This window comes from Streptomyces sp. NPDC030021 (assembly GCF_055574035.1).
This window is the reverse complement of record NZ_JBVIAH010000004.1, coordinates 516,811-534,430: the sequence shown is the minus strand read 5'-3', so window position 1 is coordinate 534,430 and position 17,620 is coordinate 516,811. Positions and strand designations below refer to the sequence as shown.

Here is a 17,620-nt window from a genome sequence, read left to right as displayed (position 1 = left end):
TGACGGAGACAACGGAGACAACCGACTCATCGGGAGTGCGCCATGGGCCTCATCCACATCGAGCTGTTCGCGACCCTCGACCTCGTCGGGCAGGCGCCCGGCGGCCCCGACGAGGACCCGGTGGGGTTCCCGTTCGGCGGCTGGCAGGCGCCCCTGCTGGACGAGGTCGCCGGGGCGCAGGTCGGTGCCGCGTACGAGGGCACGGACGCCCTCCTGCTCGGCCGGCGGACCTACGACATCTTCGCCGCGTACTGGCCGCACCAGGAGGGTGGCGAGGACAACGAGTTCGCCACGCTCTTCAACCGCGTCCCGAAGTACGTGGCCTCCCGCGGCAGGCCCGATCTCTCGTGGGCCGGGTCCACGCAGCTCGGCCCGGACCTGGCCGGCGCGGTCCGCGAGATCCGCGACCGCCACGAGCACGTGAAGGTCGTCGGCAGCCTGAACCTCGTACAGACCCTCCTGCGCGAAAAGCTCTTCGACCGCCTCGACCTCTGGCTGCACCCGATCGTGCTCGGCGTCGGGAAGAAGGTGTTCGATGGCGGCGCGGTGCCCTCCAACCTCACCCTCCTCGCACCCCCGGCAGCCGGCCCGAAGGGCACCGTGTACCTGCGCTACGGGCTCGCCGACGGCATTCCCGCGACGGGGGACATGAGCGCACCCGACCGTGGTGCCGGAAGCGGGGGCTGAAGCCGCCCGCCGGGCTGCCGGGGGAAGCCCCTGCGCCGTACGCCGTAGGTGCCCCGCTCGGCGGGACGGTGCCGCAGGCCCGGCATACGCTGGTTCCGGGGGCCGAGATCCGGGCGGCGATGCATGCCGGAAGGGACGCCCTGATGGACGAGTACCCGCTGATCGAGAACCACGGCCTGATAGGCGATCTGCAGACCGCGGCGCTGGTGACCTCCGACGGAGTGGTCGACTGGTTCTGCTGCCCGCGTTTCGATTCGCCCAGCGTGTTCGGAGCGCTGCTGGACAAGGGCAAGGGCGGCCACTGCACGGTCCGCCCGGCCCACACGACGTACGCGACGAAGCAGTTGTACCTGCCCGACACCGCGGTCCTGGTGACCCGCTTCATGACCGAGGCCGGCGCCGGCGAGGTGGTCGACTTCATGCCCCTGACCGGCACCACGGTCACGGCCCGGCACCGGCTGGTCCGCATGGTCCGCTGCGTGCGCGGCAGCATGACCTTCGACGTCGACATCGCTCCCCGCTTCGACTACGGGCGCAAGTCGCACGAGCTGCACATCACCGAGAACGGGGCGGTGTTCACCGCCGACGGCACGACCCTGACCGTGCACGCCATCCGGGAACCGGACGACGAGCGGCTGGGCCACCTCCTCACCGGTGACCACGACCTGCGTCTCACCCTGAACCTGCAGGCGGGACAGCAGCGCGGGCTGATGCTGGAGTCCGCCGCCGACGGGCCGCCCCGGCAGATCCGCCTCACCGAGTACGAGGAGATCTTCCAGGCCACCATCGGCTACTGGCGGAAGTGGCTGAGCACCTCCCGCTACACCGGCCGCTGGCGCGAGGCGGTGGAGCGCTCCGCCGTGACCCTGAAGCTGATGACCTACGCCCCCACCGGCGCCGTGATCGCCGCCCCCACCACCGGGCTGCCCGAGCAGCTCGGCGGCGAGCGCAACTGGGACTACCGCTACACATGGATCCGGGACGCCTCGTTCTCCGTGTACGCCCTGCTCGGCATGGGGTTCACGGAGGAGGCGAAGGCGTTCATCGGATGGCTCGGCGACCGGATCGCGGAACGGGCGGGCGGCGAGGGGGACACCGGGCCGCTGAACATCATGTACGCGGTCGACGGCTCCTCCGACCTGAAGGAGGAGACCCTGGACCACTGGGAGGGCTACGAACGCTCGTCGCCCGTCCGCATCGGCAACGGAGCGGCCACCCAGCTCCAGATGGACATCTACGGCGAGGCGATGGACAGCATCTCGTTCGCGCAGAGGCACGGCATCCACCTCGGGTACCGGGGATGGACCGGCCTGATCCGCGTGCTGGAGTGGCTGGCGGACCACTGGGACTCGGCCGACGAAGGGCTGTGGGAGACCCGTGGCGGGGCCCAGGACTTCACCTACGGCCGCGTGATGTCCTGGGTGGCGTTCGACCGTGCGCTGCGGCACTCCGTATTCAGCGGCCGCCCCGCACCGGTACTGCACTGGAGCGCCACCCGGGACCGGATCTTCGAACAGGTCATGGACCGCGGGTGGAGCGAGGAGCGCGGCGCGTTCGTCCAGCACTACGGCAGCGGGGTCCTGGACTCCTCGCTCCTGCGCATGCCCACCGTCGGCTTCCTCACCCCCCAGGACCCGATGTGGGCCTCCACCCTCGACGCGATGGAACAGGAACTGGTCAGCGACAGCCTGGTGTACCGCTACAACCCCGAGGCGTCGCCGGACGGCCTGCGCGGCTCCGAGGGCACCTTCTCCCTGTGCACCTTCATGTACGTCGACGCACTCGCCCGGGCCGGACGGATCGACCAGGCCCGGCTCGTCCTGGAGAAGATGCTGGGCTACGCCAACCACCTGGGCCTGTACAGCGAGGAGATCGACCTGACCGGACGCCAGCTGGGCAACTTCCCGCAGGCGTTCACCCACCTCGCCCTGATCGACGCGGCGATCACCCTGGACGCGGCCCTGAACCGGGGCTCCGCGCCGTAGCAGATCCGGCCGGCTCACGCTCGGGGTGCGGCCCTTTCGAGGTCGTCGACGGTGCCCGACACGACGGTCCGGATGTGTTCGGTGAGGTGGGCCGCCGGCCAGTCCCACCAGGCGATCGAGAGCAGGCGGGCGATGTCGGCGTCGGTGTGGCGGGTGCGGATGAGCCGGGCCGGGTTGCCGCCGACGATGCCGTAGCCGGGGACGTCGTCGACCACGACGGCACCGGAGGCGATGACGGCGCCGTGCCCGATGCGCACCCCGGGCATGACCGTCGTGCCGTAGCCGAACCAGACGTCGTTGCCGACGACGGTGTCCCCCCGGGTCCGGTGGCCGGCGATCGCCGACGGGCTCCGTCAGGCCTCGGGTTCCGGGCCGCCGCCCCGTCGCAGGTCCGCGTCGCCGAGGGGTTCCAGCGCGCCGCGGGTGTCGAGCCGGTACAGAAAGGCCACGGCGGGGAAGACCAGGATCGCGGCGACGACGGTCACGATGATCAGCCAGTGCAGGGTGCTGGGCGCCCCCGCCGCCTCGGCCACCGTCAGCCGGCCGGGGATGAGGTACGGGCGCTGCGCCACGCCCCACGCGAGCACGGCCGAGGCCATGAGGACGACGGCCGCCGGCCGGGACCACGCCCCGGACGTGCGCAGCAGCAGCCATGCCGTGACGAGGGTGGCCAGTACGGCCACGATGACGAGGACGAGCCCGGCGCCGTGGGTGAGGCCGTGCCACAGGTGGGGGGCGTCCTCGTGGGCGACGATCAGCGTGACCGCCCCCAGCACGGCGAAGGCGCCGAGGGCGGCCAGCGCCCGCCGCCGGAAGTAGGCGTGCAGATCGGGGGCTTCGTAGCGGACGGCGTCCGCGGCCAGGAACACCGCCCCGAGCAGCGCCGTGCCGACGACGGCCAGCAGGCCGAAGAAGACGGAGGTCGGGTTGGACCAGGCGTGCGCCGTCGGCTCGGTGCCCGGTCCCACGCGCCCCGAGGCGATCCCGCCCGCGGCGGCACCGAGGAAGAACGGGGTGAGGAGCGAGGAGACCGCGAACACGGCGCCGTAGACGCGCCGTCCGGCGATCCTGCGGGTCGGCTTGCGCAGCGCGAAGCCGGCGCCTCGCAGCACGATGCCGATGACGGCGAGGGCCAGGGGCAGCCACATCGAGGAGAACACGGTCTGGAAGAACACCGGGAACCCGGTCCACATGATGACCAGGACGAAGATGAGCCAGACGTTGTTGACCTCCCACACGGGGGCCATGGCGTGGTCGATGAGCCACCGGGGGCGCTTCCCGCGTTCCGCGCCGCCCGCCGTCAGGTCCCAGAAGCCCGCCCCGTAGTCGGTCCCGCCGGCGCAGGTGTAGGCGGCCACCGCGAGGAGCAGGACGGCGGCGACCACACCGGCGGCGGTCACGGCCTGCCGTCCTCGGCCGGTGCCGCGCCGGTGCCGTCGCCCGGAGCGGGGGCGTCACCGGCCGGGACGGCGGAGCGGGGGCCGTAGGGGGTGTCGGTCTCCGGTGTCGCCATCGTGCCCGCCTCAAGGCTTCGTTCGTCGTCCTGGCGCCATCGGGTGCGCATCTTCAAGAGCACGGCCAGGAAGGACCCGAAGATGAGGACGTACACGACGACGACCACGGCGAACATGGTCCACAAGGACCCGGAGCGGGCCCCGGTCACCGCTTCGGCGACCCGCATGTTCTCGTAGACGATCCACGGCTGGCGGCCCACCTCGGTGGTGATCCAGCCGCACTCGACGGCGATGACGCTCGCCACACCGGCGCAGGCGGCGCTGCGGTAGAACCACGGCGACGCGGGCAGCCGGCGGCGCCGCCACCAGACGATCGCGTACCAGATGACGAGCAGCAGGAGCACCGAGCCGATGCCCACCATGATGTCGAAGGTCCAGTGGACGAGGGTGGCCTGGGTGACGGTGGGCCGGTCCGCCGCCGGTACGGTCGACAGTCCGTGCACCTCGGTGTCGGGGCTGAAGCCGGCCAGGATGGAGTCGAGTTGGGGGATCTTGATGCCGCCGGTGACGGTCCCGTCGGGGTGGAGGCGGCCGAAGAGGTACTCCGGGACGTGCGTGTCGGTGTTCCAGACGATCTCCATCGCCGCGAACTTCACCGGCTGCTTCTGGAACACCGCCCGGGCGATGGCGTCGCCCAGCATGAACTGGACGGGAGTGAACACGGCCGCGACCGTGAACGGAACGGTGAAGCCGAGGCGGTGGTAGCGGTCGCGGCGACCGCGCAGCCAGCCGGTGGCGTAGACACCGGCCACCACGAACCCTGCGGTGACCAGCATCGCCACGACGAAGTGCCAGTACTGCGGCCCGAACATCGGCGTGAAGATCGCCTTGCGGACGTCCACGTCGACGGGATTGCCCTCGGAGTCGAGGGAGAAGCCCTGCGGGGTGTTCATCCAGGAGTTGGCCGCCAGGATGCCGAAGGCGCCCAGCAGGGCCGTCGCCGGCAGGGGCAGTCCGAGGAGGAAGTGGGTACGGGCGGGAAGCCGGCGCCACCCGTAGAGGTAGATCGCGATGAGGACGGCCTCCAGGAAGAAGGCCCATGCCTCGACGCCGAAGCCGATCCCGAACACATCGCCCCACCGGCCCATCAGCCCCGGCCACAGCAGGCCGAACTCGAAGGACAGGACGGTGCCCGTGACGACGCCGATGGCGAACTGCACCGCCATGACCGCCGACCAGCGGCGCGCCAGCAGGAGGGCGGTCGCGTCGCCGCGCCGCAGCCCGTAGCCGTGCATGATCAGGGTGATCAGCGGCAGCGCCACGCCCATCGGCACCAGGATGATGTGCGAGGCCAGGGTGAACGCCATGAGCGAGCGGGCCGGCAGCATCTGCGGCGGCGGTACCTCCGCCAGCAGGTGGAGCGTGGTGTGCATGCGTCCCTCCCCGGGGCCGAAGCGGATGGAGGTCAGCCGCCGGTGGCGAAGCCCGGGAAGAGGGTCATTCCTCCGTCCACGTAGAGCGTGGCGCCCACGACGTAGTCCATGAGGTCGGAGGCGAGGCCGACGGCCGCGTGGGCGATGTCCTCCGGGTCGCCGACCCGGCCGTACGGGATCAGCTTGAGCAGGTCCTGCTCGGCCTGCTCGGTGTCCCAGGCACTGCGGTTGATGGGCGTCCGGATCGCGCCGGGGGCGATCGCGTTGACGCGGATCTTCTGCGGGGCGAGTTCCTGGGCCAGGGTCTCCATCATCATCTGCACGCCGCCCTTGGAAGAGGCGTAGTTCACGTGCCCGGCCCAGGGGATGATCTGGTGCACCGAGCTCATGCAGATGATCTTGCCTGCGGAGCTGGAGACCTCCGGGACGACCCCCCGCCGCAGGAACTCCTTCGTCGCCTCGCGGGCGCACAGGAACTGTCCCGTCAGGTTGACGTCGATGACCTTCTGCCACTGGGCGAGCGTCATCTCGGTGAAGGCGGAGTCCCGCTGGAGGCCCGCGTTGGCGACGAGGATGTCGATGGTCCCGAACTCCTCGACCATGCGGTCCATCATGGCCACGACCTGGCCCTCGTCGGACACGTCCGCCTCGTACGCCGCCGCGCGCACCCCGAAGGAGGCGATCTCCGCGACGACCTTCTCGGCCTCCTCCCGTCCGGCCACGTAGTTCACCACCACGTCCGCCCCGGCCCGGCCCATGCCGATCGCCGTGGCCTTGCCGATTCCGGAGTTCGCACCTGTCACCAGTGCCTTCTGGCCCCGGAGCAAGTGCGCGGGGATCACGCCCCGGGGTACGCCCTCGGTCGAACTCACGACGGACTGCCTCCTTCGCACCGCCGCCCCGTGCCGTCGGGGTGACGGCACCCCGGCGGGTCCGGCGTCACCCAATCACCGCATCCGGGGCGCGACGGCCCGCCGCGTTCCGTGTTGCGCCACCTGGTGCAGGATCTTCGCCCGGTCGGCGGTGTCCCTGGCCGCGGTGTCCCCGCCCCGGGTCAGCCCATCCGTTCCAGGAGGTGGTCGCCGACCCGCAGGGCGTTCGCGATGGCCGTCAGCGACGGGTTGACCGCGCCGATGCTCGGGAAGAAGCTCGTGTCGACCACGTACAGGTTGTCCAGCTCGTGCGCCTTGCAGTTGAGGTCCAGGGCAGACGAGGCCGGGTCGGTGCCGAACCGTACGGTGCCGGCCTGGTGCGCGGTCGCACCGATCGGCATGCCCTTGTGCAGGTAGAGGCTGTGGTCCAGCAGGTGGTGCTCGTGCATGCCCAGGTGTCCCAGCATGCTCTGGAGCTTGTGCCGCAGCCGCTTCAGCCCGTCCGTGTTGTGGGTCTCGTCGAGCGCGAGGTGGATGCGGCCGTCGCCGTCCAGGGTGACGCGGTTGTCGGGCAGCGGCAGGTCCTCCCCGCACAGCCAGAAGTCCACCGCGTGGTGGGCCATGACCTCGAACGGCATGTTCGGGGTCACCGCGCCGGCCCAGCGCGGGGCCTCGCCGTGGATCTGCTCGGCGTCCGACTTGCCGAGCATCTGGATCCCGCCGAGGGGGTAGTCCCAGTCGTCCGCGCCCAGGTACCAGTCGTGCAGGGCGAGGGTCTTCTGGAACTGCGTGTCGTTCGGCTCCCGGGAGATGGCCATCAGGGCCAGGTTGTTGTGGCGCATGTAGAACCGCCCGACCACGTCCGAACCGTTCGCGAGGCCCTGCGGATGCCGGTCGTTCGCCGAAGCGAGCAGCAGAGCCGCCGAATTGACCGCGCCGCAGGCCACGACCACCAGGTCGGCGGAGAACCGGGCCTCCTCGCCGCCGGCGAGGCGGGCGACGACCGAGCTGACCGTACGTCCCGTCGGATCGGTCTCCAGCCGCAGTACGTGCGCGTGGGTGACCAGCTCGACGCCCGGGTGCTGCAGCGCGGGCTCCACGCAGATCACCTGGGCGTCGGACTTGCCGCGGACCAGGCACGGGAAGCCGTCGACCCGGTTGCAGCGGATGCAGACGCTGGACGGGGTCGCCCGGCCGGTCGCGTCCTGGTCCAGGTCGACCCCGATGGGCAGGTGGAAGGGGTGCAGGCCCTGCTTCTCCAGGTCGTCGCTCAACTGCTGGATCCGCGGCTCGTGTTCCACCGGCGGGTGGGCGTACTGGGCACTCGCCGGACCCTCCGTGGGGTCCTCGCCGTGCCGGCCGTGCACCCGGTAGAGGTGTTCCGCCTGGGTGTAGTACGGCTCCAGGTCCTCGTAACGGAGCGGCCAGGCGGGCGAGATCCCGTCGTGGTGGCGCAGCTCCCCGAAGTCCTCCGGGCGCAGCCGGAACAGCGCCGCGCCGTAGAACTTGGTGTTGCCGCCGACGTAGTAGTTGACCTCGGGAGGGAACTCGCGGCCGTGCCGGTCGAACCAGAACTCGGGCGCGCGGTACTTCCCCTTGACGAACACCGCCGTGGAATCCCAGTTGTCGCGTTCGCGGGGGAGGTAGCCACCGCGTTCGAGGATCAGCACCCGCTTCCCGGACGGGGCGAGCCGGTGGGCGAGCGTGCCGCCGCCGGCCCCCGTTCCGATGACGATGACGTCGTAGTGCGGAGCGTCGTTCAACCGGATCACCGTCCTCGGCTTGGGGTGCCGCCGGCCCGACGGGCCTGTCGCGGCAGGGCCCCCCTTCGAACGTATACGCCCCCAGCCGGTGCGGCACCCGGGGATGCGCGGGGCCGGGAATGCCGGGGGCGGTGCCCGCGGTCACCGACGGCGCGTGTCACAGGACGGCGATCGGGTTCACCGGGGACCCGGTGGCCCCCGGCAGCCGCAGCGGCGCCACTGTGCACAGGAACCGCCAGCGCCCGAGCCCCGCGCACGCGTCGGCCAGTTCGTCCAGGTCCAGGTAATCCAGCAGGTGCATGCCCAGGGCGTGCAGAGCCAGGACGTGCACGGGGAAGGAGACGCCGGGCACCGGGCTCGGGGCCGTGTCGTTGTTGCCGTCCGAGCCGAGCACGGCGACCTGCCGCTCGGCCAGCAGCCCCATGCACGCCGGATGCAGGCCCGCCCGGGCGTGCGCCGCGTCCCAGGCGCCGGTCTCCCGGCGCCGGCGGCGGTGTCCGACCCGTACGAGCAGCAGGTCGCCCGGACCGGTCCGGACGCCCTGGGCCTCCTCGGCCGCCGTGAGGTCGTCGGCGGTCACGAAGTCTCCGGGCTCCAGCCAGGGGACCCCGCGCAGCCGCGGGACGTCCAGCAGGACCCCGGGGCCGACGATCCCGTCGCGCACCAGGTCGAGGGTGATCCCGCGCGCGCCGCCCGCCGCCAGACGGCTCTCCGGGAGGCCGCCGTGGAGCTCGCCGTCGAACACGACGTGACACAGGGCGTCGAGATGGCTGTGGGCGTCCCCGTGCACGTTCATGGCGAACCGGTCCAGGGCGAAATGCACCCCCGGGGTTCCGGTCTCCGGCGCGGTCGGCGCCGTCAGGCGGTAGACGGCGGGCTGCGGATCGTCCGGCCCCGGCTGTGTCTCGATGGGGGCGGCCAGCGACACGGTGCGCCCGAGGCGCACCTCGGCTGCAGCCGAGGCCACGCGCTCCGGGGTCAGGTGGGCGAGGGTGCCGCGCCGGTGCTCCGGGCCGGCGGGTGCCCGCCGGCCCAGCTCGGCGTGGAGGGAGCGGAAGGCCGCCTCCGACATGAAAGGCGGAACCGCCCGGTCGGGTGTCGGGTCGTCGTCCGTCACGCGGGTCCTCCCGGTCTGCCGAAGGCCCCGCCTCCACTGTCCGCCGCCACAGCGTCCCGTGCATCCCGGCGGCCGCGGCGCCCTCCCGGCCGCGGCGCCCGGCCTCCTCAGGAGCGGTGTCCGGCGACCGACCGGTGCGCGACGGGGAAGTCGAAGTACGTGTCGGGGAACAGCTCCGGCTTGTGCGTGAAGTGCCACCACTCCTCCGGCAGGTTGACGAATCCCTCCGCCGTCAGCGCCGACCTCAGCAGGTCCCGGTTCGCGCGCTGTGCCCCCTGGACGCGCGGGTCGTCGGTGTGCGACAGCGTGTCGAAGCAGTCGAAGCCCGTTCCCATGTCCACGGAGTCGTCCGGATACCGCTCCGCCCGGGGCGCGTAGCAGGGCACCGACTCCTGCCCCGGCCGCGGTCGGGGCGCCGGCAGCACCGGCAGGCGCACCAGCGTCACGTCCATGGTGCTGCCGCGGCTGTGTCCCGACTTCTTCGCGATGTAGCCGTCCTCGAACAGCCGGGACTTGTCGACACGCGGATAGAACTCCGCCTTCCGCCGCTCGTCGCCGAGGTCCTCGGCCCACCGTACGAAGTGGTCGACGGCCCGCTGCGGCCGGTAGCAGTCGTACACCTTGAGCGAGTAGCCCTGGCGCAGCAGGCTCACCTGGGCCCGGTGCAGGGCTTCGGCGGCCGGGCGGGTCAGGATGCAGACGGGCTGCCGGTAGCCGTCGACCGGCTCGCCGACGAAGTTGTGCGCACGCACGTACCGCATGTCCTGCAGGATCGTCGGGTCGACCGAGCTCAGTGCCACGAACGCGCGCGGAGCCTTCGCCTCGGGCGGCGGTGCGCTCGCCCCGGCGGTGGCGGCCCCGGCCATCGTGAGAGCGGCGGCTGCGGCCGTCACGGTCACGGCGAGGCGTGCCCTCATCGGCGCCAATAACGTGGAAATGGTCATCCAACCCTCCGTCGGCGGTGCTGCGGGGACGTGATCGGGCACCATGCTGCCCGACGCCGGGTCCGTCCCGTCCGGATCCGGCCGAACCCACCCGGACTGCGTCCACCGCGCGGCGGACCTACGCTGATCAGGTGACCGGTTGCGCCGGAGGAGCGGTGATGCCTTCCGCCGTACCGGATGCGGCCCGAGGAAGGTGATGCCCGATGTCCGCACCCAGGGCGGTCGCGGCCCGCTGCGCGACCGCCGGAGCCGCTTGCCTGCTGGTCTTCGCGGGCGGGGGCACGGCCGTCGCCGATGACAACGGCATCGCCGACGAGAGCGCCCAGGCCATCGCACAGGCCTCGCGCGAGGCCATGTCCAAGGTCACCTCCCTGCACATGGTGGGCAAGGTGACCGACACCGCGGGCACCACCACGCTCGACCTGCGGTTCGACGAGCAGGGCGACTGCGTCGGCACCGTCACACCCCCCGGCGGCACCGGCACGGCCGACATCGTCAAACGCGGCGACGACGTCTGGATGAAACTCGACGACGCCCTGCTCAGAGCCCAGGTCCCGGGTCCCGCGGCCGACGACGCGATCGCGCTCATCAACGGCCGCTACCTGCACGGCACTACGGACAGCGCCATGCTGAGCGATTTCGCCCAGGTCTGCGATCTGGACTTCTTCAAGGAGGAGTTCTCCTCGAAGCCGCCGAGCGAACAGCTGGTCAAGGGCTCCCGGACCACCATCGACGGCCAACCCGCCATCACGGTCACCAGCAGGCGCGACGGCCGGACGGGCACGTACCAGGTCTCCACCGAGGACGAACCGTACCTCCTGCAGGTGCGGGGCACCGATGAGTCCGGCCGGCGCGTGGACGCCTCCTTCTCCGACTTCGACAAGCCCGTCACGCCCCGGCCCCCGGCTCCGGCCGACTCGGTCGACCTGTCCGAGCTCCAGTAGCGGACCGGAAGGCACCAGCGCCCGCCTCGGGAGCGTTCCGGGGTGATGCGCGGGTCAGCGCAGTTGCCGGCGGACCAGGCCGTGGAAGAGGCCGGCCGTGTCGGCGAGCAGTTCGGCGGGCGGGCCCTGCTGGACGATCCGGCCGTCCGCCATGACGATCACGCGGTCGGCGTCCATGACGGTGGAGAGCCGGTGGGCGATCACGAGGCGGGTGGCCCGCAGGGCGCGCGTGGATTCGGTGACCACACGCTGGGCCTCGTTGTCCAGCGCGCTGGTGGCCTCGTCGAGGAACAGGATGCGCGGCTTGCGGATGAGGGCCTGGGCGATCATCAGCCGCTGGCGCTGACCGCCCGAGACGGTCCCGCCGCCGTCGGACAGGATGGTGTGCATGCCCATCGGCATGGCCTCGATGTCCGCCGCCAGGCCCGCCATCGCGGCGGCCTCCCACGCCTCCTCCGGCGAGAACGTCCCGGTGCCGCGGATGCAGTCGAGGATCGAGCCGGTGAGTGGCTGGGCGTGCTGCAGCACGACGCCGCACTGGCGGCGTACGGCCGCCCGGTCGAGCGCCGCCAGGTCCTGACCGTCGTAGAGCACACTGCCCGAGACGGGCCTGTCGAAGCCGATGAGCAGCCGCAGCAGCGTCGACTTGCCGCAGCCACTGGCCCCGACGACCGCGACGAACTCGCCCGGTCCGATCCGGAGGCTGACGTCGTCGAGGACGAGCGGGCCGTCGTCGGCGTATCGGTAGGACAGGTTCCTGGCCTCGACGGCACCGGTCAGCTCTCCCGGGCGGGTACTGGAGCGGTCCACCTCGGGGGTTTCCCGCAGGAGCGGCCTGATCTGCTCGAACATCGGCAGGACTGCGGCGGCCGAGACGAGCGCCCCGGTCACCTGTGTGACCGACGACAGGAGCATCGTCAGCGCGGTGCTGAAGGTGAGGAACTCACTGGCGGACATGGCGCCGCGTGCCGGACCGGCCAGCAGCACGAACATCACCAGCGTGCACAGCGGCAGGTAGACGGCGCCGAGGACCGTGCTGACGTTCTGGGTCCGGCCGATGCGCTGCTGCAGGTCGCGGGTACGGGCGAACTCCCGTGCCCAGGCGGCGTACGCGAAGCTCTCGGCCGCGGCGACGCGGAGCTTGGGCAGGCCCCGCAGGGTCTGGAAGGCCTGGTTGGCCAGCCGGTGGCCGAGCGTGTTCAGCCGGCGCTCGTACCGCAGCTGCCACAGCCCCAGGCCCAGGAAGATCACCGCGATGACGGCCAGCATGCCCAGCGCCGCCATCGCCAGCGGCACGCTGTGGACGAGCAGCAGTACGAAGCTCACCACGCCGACCGCGCCCGCCTGTACGCAGACCGGGCCGATGCCGGACAGCACGCGGCGCATCGCGCTGATGCCCATCGCCGCGCCGGCCAGCTCGCCCGTGGAGCGACCGGCGAAGAACGTCGCCGGCAGCCGCAGCAGCCGGTCCCACACGGCCGGCTGCACGGTGGCCTCGATGCGGCCCTCCACGCGCAGGAGGGAGGTGTTCTGCAGCAGCATGAAGACGGCCGCGACCACGGCGGTCGCGACCAGCGCCAGCCCGGTCTGCACGATGAGGCCGGTCTCGCCCTGCGGGACGTACCGGCCGAGGACCTGGCCGGTGGCGACCGGCACCAACGCCCCCAGTACCACCGCGACCAGCCCGCCCAGCATCAGGCTGCGGAGCTCGGGGAGGATGCCGCGCACGCTGAAGCGGAGCAGTGCGGGCAGGCCCACCCGCCCCTCGGGCAGGGGGCGGTACAGCATGACGGCGCGCGGTTCGAAGGCGGCCTGGTTGGCTCTCCTGACGCGCTCGCGCTTGCCGGTGGCGGGTTCGACCGCCTCGTAGCCACCGCGCCGCCACAGCAGGGCGACCGGCGTGCCGTCCTTCTCGCGCCGGCCCACCAACGGCCCGCTGTTCTCCCGCCACCAGCGCCCGCCGAGACCGACCACGCGGGTGCGGATCCGCGAGGCGAGCGCGATGCGTTCGACGGGATCCAGCTGCTCGGACGTGGTGCCCGCCCCGCCCGGTGCGGACAGGGCGATGCCGGCCGCGCCGGCGACGACGCGGCACGCCGCGAAGGCCGCGTCCACGTCCGCGCCCCGGTGGCGATCGCGGCCGTCGGCGCGGACGATGGACGCCAGCAGCGTCCGGTCCGCCTGGGTACGGGCTGCCCGGCCTGCCTGGATCCCGGCGGCCGTGCGGTCCTCATGGGCGCGCTCCAGCTGTTCGATCCAGCCGTCCAGGGCGTACAGCAGCCGGTACTGCTGGTCGACCATGCCCTGCCACGTCGCGGCGTCGACGAGGAGGGTGCCGACCGGCTCCGTCTCGTACACGGCGCCGTACCGCACACTGCCGGGGTCGATCCGCATCCACAAAATGTCGTCGTCCGCTCCACCGTGCCCGGTGGTGGCGGTGCCGTCCAGCGGTGCCTCGCAGAGCACGCGCAGACCGCGGCCGATGCCGCGCGCGAAGGCGTCCTCCAGCGGGCTCGGCGCTCCTGCGGCAGCGGCGCCGTACGGCCCCTCACCGGCGTACTGGAGGTACTGCGGGTCCGGCGGGAACGGCGCGTACTCCGAGCGGTACAGCTCCCGCAGTCCGATACGCCGCAGCCGGCATCCGGGCAGGGGCCGGCCGACCAGGGTGTGGTCGGGGCCCTCGGCGGGCCCGAGCAACAGCGTGCCCGGCTCCAGCCGGCCCAGGAAGTGCCAGTGCCCGCCCTGCACGGCGTCCACCGCGAACAGGTCCAGCTCGCCCTCGACGACCAGCCACAGGACGAGCGGACCTTCCAGGGACAGGCTGCGCAGGCCCGTGCAGTCCACCGGCGAGCCCAGCGCGCCCAGGGCCGCGACGACCGGATCCGGAGCTCCGGAGGGCGTCCCGGTGGCGGCAGCAGCGGTGGCATGGTCCGTGTACGTCACCTCAGTGCTCCTTGACCAGTGCGGAGTACGGGCCCTGCGCGCCGACCAGGTGTTCGTGGCGCCCGCGTTCCACGACCGTGCCCCGGTCGAGCACGACGATCTCGTCGCTGTCGCGCACCGTGCTCAGCCGGTGGGCGATGACCACACAGGCACAGCCACGGCGGCGCAGGTTGTCGATGATGATCTGCTCGGTCACCGCGTCCAGGGCGCTGGTCACTTCGTCGAGCACCATGACGCTGGGGCGGCGCACCAGCGCCCGTGCGATCTCCAGGCGCTGGCGCTGGCCGCCCGAGAAGTTGCGGCCGTCCTGCTCGACGCGGCTGTGGATGCCACCTGGGCGGCGGGCCACCACGTCGTGCACGGCGGCGTCCTGGAGCGCGGCGACGACGGCCTCGTCCGCGATGGAGGGGTCCCACAGCGTGACGTTGTCGCGGACGGTCCCTTCGAAGAGGAAGACGTCCTGGTCGACGAAGGAGACGGAAGCGGCCAGCGCACCGCGCGGGATGTCCTCCAGCCGCATCCCGTCGATGCGGACGGCCCCGGCCCAGGGGGCGTGCAAGCCGGAGACCAGCCGGGAGACGGTGGACTTGCCGCTGCCGGAGGCCCCGACGAGCGCGACCTGCTGCCCCGGTCCGACCGTCAGCGAGAAGTCCTTGAGCAGCGGGGCGTCCAGCGGGTTGTAGCCGAAGGTGATGCGGTCCAGCTCCACATGGCCCTTGAGGCGTCGGGTGGAGGCCGCGGGCTCGCGCCGCGAGTAGACCCGGTCGACCGGAAAGTTCTCGACGTCGCCCAGGCGGGCGACGTCGGCCGCGAAGTCCTGGATCCGGCCGGCGACGCCGCCCAGCCGGGAGATCGGCGCGGTGAAGCTGGTCACCAGGGCCTGGAAGGCGACGAGCAGGCCCACCGTGAGGTGGCCCTCCACCGCCCGCAGGCCGCCGATCGTCAGGATCAGCGCACTGTTGAACGCCGCGAGCGTGGGCGCGACGATCGCCAGCCACGCGCCGGGCACGCCGAGCCGCTGCTGCACGTCGAGGGTGACGGCGTGCTGTCCGGCCCAGCGGCGGAAGAAGCCGTTCTCGCCGCCCGTCGCCTTCATCGTCTCGATGAGCTGCAGACCGCTGTACGCGGTGTTGGTCAGCCGGGCGCTCTCGGCGCGCAGCTTCCGGGTGCCGGTGGCCCTCAGCCGGATCGCGATCCGCAGGGCGACCACGTTGAGCAGCGCCACGGCCACGCCGACGAGGGTGAGCTGCGGATCGTACGTCCACAGCAGCACCGCGTAGAGCACGACCACCACGGCGTCCACCCCCGCGGCGGACAGGTCCCGGGCGAGGGTCTCGGCGACCGCGTCGTTCGACTGCAGGCGCTGGACCAGGTCGGCCGGGTTGCGCTGGGAGTAGAAGGTGACCGGAAGCCTGAGCAGGTGCCGGAAGAAGCGGGCACTGCTCAGGGTCGAGGAGATGATGCGCCCGCGCAGCAGGTTGGCCTGGAGCAGCGCGGTGAGGGTCGCGGTGAGGACGAGGGTGACGGCCATCGAGGCGAACAGCACACCGAGCAGGGACGTCTGCTCGCCGATGAGGAACATGTCGATGTACGTGCGGCTGAGGGCCGGCACCGCCGCGCCGACGGCGACCAGGAGGAGGCTGGCGAGCACGGCGGCGGCCATGGTGCCCGAGGTGCCCCGCAGGCGGGCCGGTACGGCCCCCAGGACGCCCGGTCCGCGGCCACCGCGGCGGAACCCGTCGCCCGGCTCGAAGGTGAGGACGACCCCGGTGAAGCTGGTGTCGAACTCGTCCATGGGGACGAACCGGCGGCCCTTGGCGGGGTCGTTGACGTACACGCCCGTGCGGCCGGGCCGCCGGACCGTGCCCTCGTAGACGACGTAGTGGTTGAACTCCCAGAAGAGGACGGCCGGGGCGCTCACTTCGGCGAGCGCGGCCAGGTCCATCTGCATGCCCTTGGCCGTCAGCCCGTACCCACGGGCGGCCTTGAGGAGGCTGCTGGCGCGGGAGCCGTCGCGGGAGACACCGCACGCGATGCGCAGTTCTTCGAGCGGGACGAAGCGGCCGTGGTGGCCGAGCACCATGGCCAGGGCGGCGGCGCCGCACTCCACCGCCTCCATCTGCAGCACGGTGGGGGTGCGTACGGGGCGGGGCGTCCTGCCCCTCGGTACGGGTGCGGGCGCGGTCCTGCGGCGGGAGCCGCCCTTCGGCCCGGGGCGGTGGCGCCGGCGCCCGGCGGGAGGCAGGTGCGGCGCGGTCACGGCAGCAGCCAGTCGACCGGGCGCTGCGCGGCGAGGTGGACGGCGCCGGTGACCGGTGTCCTCGAATCGACGGCGTACGGGGGCCCGTCCGCGGAGGACCACCGGTAGCCGGATGGAGTGGAGGAGGAGCGTTCGAGCCGTACGACCACGGCCACCGGGCTGCCGTGGCGGGAGAACTGTTCGGCGAGCCCGCTGTCGCCGAGGAAGCCGCCGATCTGCGCCCGCGTCTGGGGTGCGCGGCCGACCGCCGTGACGCGCCCGCGCAGCATGCCGAACCGCTGCTGCGGGACGGACTGGACGCTCAGGTCGACCGGGGCGCCCACGGTGATCGCCGAACCGCTGCCGCCCGGCACGTACAGCACGGCCACCAGAGGGTCCTCGGGATCCTTCGCACGTTCGACGGTGGCCACGTCCGCACCCGTGGCGACGACCGAACCCACCTTGGCCACCAGGGTCGTCAACCGGCCGCCGGTCACCACGCGCACGGGCCGTTCCCCCTGCTCCGTACGCACGTTGAGCAGGGGCGCACCGGCGGCCAGCAGCTGGCCCTCCTCGGCGAGGACCCCGGTCACCTGTCCCGCGACCGGAGTCTGCAGCACGTAACTGCCCTCGGCCCGGGTGAGGATGCCCGGTGCGCTCAGCTTGGACGACACGGTGCCGGTGAAGGCCCAGTAGGTCGCGGCCGCCATGACGGCGACGGTGACGGCCAGGACCAGTCGCCCCTGCGGGCGGGCAAAGCGAACGGGCAGGTCCAATTCCTCGGGCGATTGCAGCTTGGAAAGAGCCTTTTGGCGAAACTGCACGAACTGTTCCTTCGGCTGCATTCGTATCGTCGAGCGGACATACGGGCGGACATACGGGCGGCCGTGAACCCCGGAGCCGTGGGGGATGATCCGGGGTTCACGGGTTATTTCCGATCAGAGACCGGCGCGACCGGAGTTCACCGAAACACCGGTGATGCCCGTGACGAGACCGGGGACGTGGGACACGATGCCCGTCGCGGCCTGGACGGTGTGGAGGGAGCCCACGACGCCCACGACATTGCTGACATCGCTGGTCACGGCGCCGGCCAGGCCACCGGACACGCTGATGATGCCGCCGGACACGGCGTCCAGCTCGGTGTCGTCGATCTCGCGGGTCTCCAGGTCGTTACGCATGGCGCGCACCTTTCATTGGGGGGAGGAATTCATCGCCGCGCGGTCGGCGGAACGAAACTCG

The 17,620-nt window shown here is 72.1% G+C and carries 13 protein-coding genes and 1 pseudogene; 3 read left to right on the top strand and 11 right to left on the bottom strand.

Features of this window, described 5'->3' with window-relative positions; translation table 11 throughout:
- Window positions 1–42: 42 nt before the first annotated feature.
- Together ACZ4YL_RS11290 and ACZ4YL_RS11285 are read left to right on the top strand one after the other, a co-directional pair.
- On the top strand, window positions 43–687 hold the full coding sequence (locus tag ACZ4YL_RS11290; RefSeq protein WP_468115574.1) for a dihydrofolate reductase family protein: 645 nt from the start codon (window positions 43–45) through the stop codon (window positions 685–687).
- 143 nt (window positions 688–830) lie between these two features.
- The gene (locus ACZ4YL_RS11285) at window positions 831–2,672 is read left to right on the top strand and encodes a glycoside hydrolase family 15 protein (protein ID WP_468115572.1); all 1,842 of its coding nucleotides are present in this window, start codon (window positions 831–833) and stop codon (window positions 2,670–2,672) included.
- Window positions 2,673–2,686: 14 nt separating this feature from the next.
- Here the strand turns inward: ACZ4YL_RS11285 and ACZ4YL_RS11280 are convergent.
- The 7 genes and pseudogenes from ACZ4YL_RS11280 to ACZ4YL_RS11250 form a co-directional block, all read right to left on the bottom strand.
- A pseudogene (locus tag ACZ4YL_RS11280) lies at window positions 2,687–2,998 on the bottom strand (CatB-related O-acetyltransferase); the annotation flags it as partial.
- Between the two features lie 27 nt (window positions 2,999–3,025).
- Window positions 3,026–4,072: a cytochrome d ubiquinol oxidase subunit II gene (locus ACZ4YL_RS11275; protein WP_468115570.1), complete on the bottom strand. Its 1,047-nt coding sequence runs from the start codon at window positions 4,070–4,072 to the stop codon at window positions 3,026–3,028.
- Complete coding sequence (locus ACZ4YL_RS11270) at window positions 4,069–5,559, bottom strand: cytochrome ubiquinol oxidase subunit I (RefSeq protein ID WP_468115568.1); 1,491 nt, start codon at window positions 5,557–5,559, stop codon at window positions 4,069–4,071. Before ACZ4YL_RS11270 ends, ACZ4YL_RS11275 begins: the two co-directional genes overlap by 4 nt.
- 32 nt (window positions 5,560–5,591) lie before the next feature.
- Window positions 5,592–6,386 carry an SDR family oxidoreductase gene (locus ACZ4YL_RS11265; protein WP_468115644.1) on the bottom strand — a complete coding sequence of 265 codons (795 nt, stop codon included), beginning with the start codon at window positions 6,384–6,386 and terminating at the stop codon, window positions 5,592–5,594.
- A 227-nt stretch (window positions 6,387–6,613) separates the two neighbouring features.
- Entirely contained in the window at window positions 6,614–8,194 is a 1,581-nt protein-coding gene (locus ACZ4YL_RS11260; protein ID WP_468115566.1) for a GMC oxidoreductase, read from the bottom strand.
- Between the two features lie 157 nt (window positions 8,195–8,351).
- Window positions 8,352–9,266 (bottom strand): cyclase family protein, encoded by a 915-nt coding sequence (locus ACZ4YL_RS11255; RefSeq protein WP_468115642.1) that lies wholly within the window; start codon window positions 9,264–9,266, stop codon window positions 8,352–8,354.
- A 152-nt stretch (window positions 9,267–9,418) separates the two neighbouring features.
- A complete protein-coding gene (locus tag ACZ4YL_RS11250; RefSeq protein ID WP_468115640.1) occupies window positions 9,419–10,228 on the bottom strand; it encodes a M15 family metallopeptidase in 810 nt (269 codons plus the stop codon).
- A gap of 230 nt (window positions 10,229–10,458) precedes the next feature.
- On the opposite strand from ACZ4YL_RS11250, the gene ACZ4YL_RS11245 reads away from it, so the two are divergent.
- Window positions 10,459–11,199 (top strand): hypothetical protein, encoded by a 741-nt coding sequence (locus ACZ4YL_RS11245; RefSeq protein ID WP_468115564.1) that lies wholly within the window; start codon window positions 10,459–10,461, stop codon window positions 11,197–11,199.
- Between the two features lie 54 nt (window positions 11,200–11,253).
- On the opposite strand, the gene ACZ4YL_RS11240 is transcribed toward ACZ4YL_RS11245, so the two are convergent.
- From ACZ4YL_RS11240 to ACZ4YL_RS11225, 4 genes are all read right to left on the bottom strand, one after another.
- Window positions 11,254–14,142: an NHLP bacteriocin export ABC transporter permease/ATPase subunit gene (locus ACZ4YL_RS11240; protein WP_468115562.1), complete on the bottom strand. Its 2,889-nt coding sequence runs from the start codon at window positions 14,140–14,142 to the stop codon at window positions 11,254–11,256.
- Window position 14,143: 1 nt separating this feature from the next.
- Window positions 14,144–16,402, bottom strand: a complete 2,259-nt coding sequence (locus ACZ4YL_RS11235) for an NHLP family bacteriocin export ABC transporter peptidase/permease/ATPase subunit (protein ID WP_468115560.1) — start codon at window positions 16,400–16,402, stop codon at window positions 14,144–14,146.
- On the bottom strand, window positions 16,399–17,205 hold the full coding sequence (locus ACZ4YL_RS11230) for a hypothetical protein (protein WP_468115558.1): 807 nt from the start codon (window positions 17,203–17,205) through the stop codon (window positions 16,399–16,401). The genes ACZ4YL_RS11235 and ACZ4YL_RS11230 overlap by 4 nt, the downstream gene beginning before the upstream one ends.
- Before the next feature lie 114 nt (window positions 17,206–17,319).
- Window positions 17,320–17,559 (bottom strand): hypothetical protein, encoded by a 240-nt coding sequence (locus ACZ4YL_RS11225; RefSeq protein ID WP_351154853.1) that lies wholly within the window; start codon window positions 17,557–17,559, stop codon window positions 17,320–17,322.
- Window positions 17,560–17,620: the final 61 nt, after the last annotated feature.